Source organism: Desulfosporosinus sp. Tol-M2, assembly GCF_059735615.1.
On record NZ_JCAIJG010000070.1, the window covers coordinates 1 to 3,230 of the forward strand.

At 50.0% G+C, this 3,230-nt stretch carries 6 protein-coding genes; 1 reads left to right on the plus strand and 5 read right to left on the minus strand.

Annotation, left to right across the window (positions count from 1 at the left end):
* The 5 genes from AC6I5A_RS04985 to AC6I5A_RS05005 form a co-directional block, all read right to left on the minus strand.
* The coding region (locus AC6I5A_RS04985; protein ID WP_497900505.1) for a hypothetical protein at positions 1-189 on the minus strand (189 nt) is incomplete at its 3' end.
* Entirely contained in the window at positions 158-598 is a 441-nt protein-coding gene (locus AC6I5A_RS04990; protein ID WP_034610344.1) for a DUF7768 domain-containing protein, read from the minus strand. The genes AC6I5A_RS04990 and AC6I5A_RS04985, both read right to left, overlap by 32 nt.
* A 3-nt stretch (positions 599-601) precedes the next feature.
* Positions 602-1,381, minus strand: coding sequence for a phage antirepressor KilAC domain-containing protein (locus AC6I5A_RS04995; protein ID WP_034612491.1), 780 nt, complete (start codon positions 1,379-1,381; stop codon positions 602-604).
* A 14-nt stretch (positions 1,382-1,395) separates the two neighbouring features.
* A complete protein-coding gene (locus tag AC6I5A_RS05000; RefSeq protein ID WP_497900506.1) occupies positions 1,396-2,202 on the minus strand; it encodes an RNA polymerase sigma factor in 807 nt (268 codons plus the stop codon).
* A 134-nt stretch (positions 2,203-2,336) separates the two neighbouring features.
* Positions 2,337-2,477 (minus strand): hypothetical protein, encoded by a 141-nt coding sequence (locus tag AC6I5A_RS05005; RefSeq protein WP_497900507.1) that lies wholly within the window; start codon positions 2,475-2,477, stop codon positions 2,337-2,339.
* Between the two features lie 221 nt (positions 2,478-2,698).
* Between AC6I5A_RS05005 and AC6I5A_RS05010 the strand changes: the two genes are divergently transcribed.
* A partial coding sequence (locus tag AC6I5A_RS05010) for a hypothetical protein (protein WP_034612494.1) occupies positions 2,699-3,230 on the plus strand: 532 nt, incomplete at its 3' end.

Genomic DNA, 3,230 nt, shown 5'->3' on the forward strand with positions numbered 1-3,230 from the left:
GACCCTGTCCCGCTCCGCTTTAGGCAGCTTTGGATATTCCTCAGCAGTCTCCGGGGTGCGGATGGTCGTTTTCAGCCTTTCGCAGAGGTCGTCAAAGGTGATTTTTTTATTCGACCATTTCTTTGCGAAGCAGCTGCCACCGTACGCGATGGGCAGTTCACGCATGACGTTCCGCCTCCTCAAAGTCATTATTGAAATAGCGGACAGGCTGCCTGCGCCGCTCTGCCTTATGCAGTTCGCGGCTCATGCCTTCGGTGATGGTGTCGCCGAGCACCCAGACTTCCTGGCATTTTCCCATGAGCACGATGTCCATAAAGAGGGCGAGTTCACGTTCCTCCGGATCTGTGTCCGACATGAATTGAGGGAAATGCAGTATGGTGCAGAGCGGTATATATCCCCGGTCTACGGCGAAGCGGCAGAACTTGCGCGCCTTTTCGCTGTTGCCGACGGGATCATTTCTGTAGGGGCAGCAGATATACACGAGCGGGAGGAAGGCGGATTTAACCGCCTTGCGCTCCTCACGCTCGATTTTGCTCATGACTTCGAAGGAAACGGGGTCATAACAGCCGGAGGCGTTGAAGCGTTCATTCCGTTCCATCAGTCACACCTCCTGTTCGATTAAAGGGAGGATGCCGTCCGCCTTCAGCGTGTGATAGATAAACAGCCGCCCGCCCTGAGTCCAATAGGTATGAACGTGGCTGTGTATCTCTCCGTCGCCGCCGGGAGAACTGAAGGTCTTGGTGCTGGTGTATCCCTTTTCGGCGTATTTCTGATACAGAAGCCAAATCTTGCCCTGCTTATACTGAACCCCCTTTTCGTTCAGATAGCTGTTGAGCCTGTTGGCGCTCCATCCGTAATCCTTGGCGATAACCGAAATCGCGACAAGGTCTTTGCAATTAAGAACGACATCGTAATATGACGCCTTGGGTCTCATTTCAGTTATCTGCTGCTGTTGCACGGCTACCTGTTCCGAAAGCACCCTGACCTTTTGCCGTTCCTCTTTCAAAGCCGTGAAGGCGGCAATGGCAAGGTCGGGATTGGCAAGAAGCTCATCGGCAGCGTAGATGCCATGTCTGCGGATGGCCGGCAGCACCTCGCTCGTCACCCAGCGTTTGAACTTTTTCGCGGACGGGAGCTTGCTGGATAGGATGAGGCTGTATAAGCCGGATTCATTGATAACGATGAAATCCTGACTTCCGCCAAGGGTGTCGCATTTTGCTACCCCCTTGTCTTCCTCATCCACATGCTTGGCGAGGGCATCGCGGGTATTGGTATATCCAAGCGCCTCCGCCACATCCTTACCGACAACATACGGCTCGCCTTCGATAACCGTTGTACGCACCGAGCCGAACTCGGCATTTCTGAAAACCTGTAATTCCATAACGAATTACCTCCTCAATTTTGATTTGAGGGTTGTCCCTCTGCCTTGTAGCCACGGGAGAGGAGCGAAAAGGACGTTTTCGGAAAAAGTTCTTTAAATTTCTTTTCTGCGCGCTGCAGACGGTGATTCAGCGTGTTCGGCTTTTCGCCGATAGACTCTGCGTATTCCCCCGGCTTCATGCCATCAAGATGGATTGCGATTATCATCTCGGCATAGTCCGGCTTCATCGCGCTGCGGATGCGGCTGCAGCAGTTTTCGTAATCATACTGATAATCACGATGCTCCTCATCGGCGAAGTCCGGGAATGCGTCGACATAGTTTGGAATCTTTGAGACTTCATTGCCGGGCTCAAGCTGTTCCTCCTTGCGGATTGCTTTACTGCGCTTGCCATCAATGCGGTTCGGAACAGCACTGGCATCCCAATGCCTGTTGTGCTGGCGCCAGTTGTTATACTCACGCTTGTTCATAAGGTCGAACACCTCCTGGACGGTCTCACAGCGTTTGACTTCACCGCGCTTTTCCGGCTTTGCCTCCGTAAGCCGCTGTTCATAGTCGGTGTCCAGCATTACGCTGTAATCGCCGTCCGGGATTTCAATGGTTGTGTAGAACGGATGACCGTTCTTGATGTTGTCTTCATACAGCACCCTGATTTTCATTTTGTATTCCTTTCCGTCCGGGCAAAGGGCGGCGGAATACAAAAAGAGCCTGTGGAGAAGATGGCCACAGACTCCGCTTGTCCAAAAATGGGCGCACGAAATCACGGTGGGTGCATCTTCATTCTCGACACAGCTTTTATCGCTGTGCTCTGAACTCTTATGCATCCCGCCGTCCTTATAGCGCTATTCGGACATTGAGATTTATTTAGTGAGCATGAACGTTGTTTATCAATTCCCCTTAAGGGGAGAACAGGCAGGCTGATTGTTATCCGTCACTGCCTGTCCCGTGCTTCGGCAGATTACTTCTTCCTGCCAGATCTGGTTTGACTTAAAGCGCTGCCTGCAACCGACTTCGAGTTACTGCTGTATCGATTATCATTGAGAATTTTGCTTGCCTTGGAAGCCACCACCTTGGAAGTCTGCTTAGAATTTTTAGCCATTTCCCCCACCCCCTTTATCTACAGAAAATCTTGCTTTTCGCCAAGATTTTTGATATAATTACCAAATGTGATTCTTGGCACTTTTGCTTGAATGCCCTTCTCATTGGGTCAATCAAATTTTATCAAAACAAGGCTTTTGAAAAGCGGACTGGGCGGACGCTTTCGGACGCTCCCGGACAGGGAAAAATATTGTCTTATTYATTGCAGGAGGTGACATCAATTTGAAATTCTCCGACTATGCCCAAGGTCTACTCCCGTATATTTCCGGAGGAGCAAGTGAACCGATTTTCTTCACGGAGATAATCGGGAATTTCATACAGGATGCTGCAATGGATGCTTGTGCGGTTCTAAAACGAAAACCGGACACTCGATATCGCTATATAAAAGGTGGTAGGGATATTCAGGCTAAAGATGCCCAGTACATTTACGACCACCGTGATATGGACAAGTATTCCGAATGGCTAAGCGATCAGATGGACAACTCGGATTCTTTCGACGCAGTTTCTGCATGGCTTACGAAATGTGAAATAGATCACGACAAATACCGTGTTGCTGATGCCTGTTCAACATTACTGGAGAGTATATTGCTGGAAACCATTACTGGTACAGCCACGTCAGAGAATGACCCTGGAAGTTCTGAATATGACTTCAAACTGGTCGAGGAAATCCAAGAAAAAATAAAGTCACTTCCTCGACCGACTGAAGTGTCGGTACCGCTGGAAGCGACTAATGAAGAACAGGGCTATATTAATG

What these genes read in the sequence shown, in the direction of transcription:
- AC6I5A_RS04990 (WP_034610344.1), bottom strand. Translation starts at nt 598, where the DNA reads ATGGAACGGAATGAACGCTTCAACGCCTCCGGCTGTTATGACCCCGTT.
- AC6I5A_RS04995 (WP_034612491.1), bottom strand. Translation starts at nt 1,381, where the DNA reads ATGGAATTACAGGTTTTCAGAAATGCCGAGTTCGGCTCGGTGCGTACA.
- AC6I5A_RS05000 (WP_497900506.1), bottom strand. Translation starts at nt 2,202, where the DNA reads ATGCATAAGAGTTCAGAGCACAGCGATAAAAGCTGTGTCGAGAATGAA.
- AC6I5A_RS05005 (WP_497900507.1), bottom strand. Translation starts at nt 2,477, where the DNA reads ATGGCTAAAAATTCTAAGCAGACTTCCAAGGTGGTGGCTTCCAAGGCA.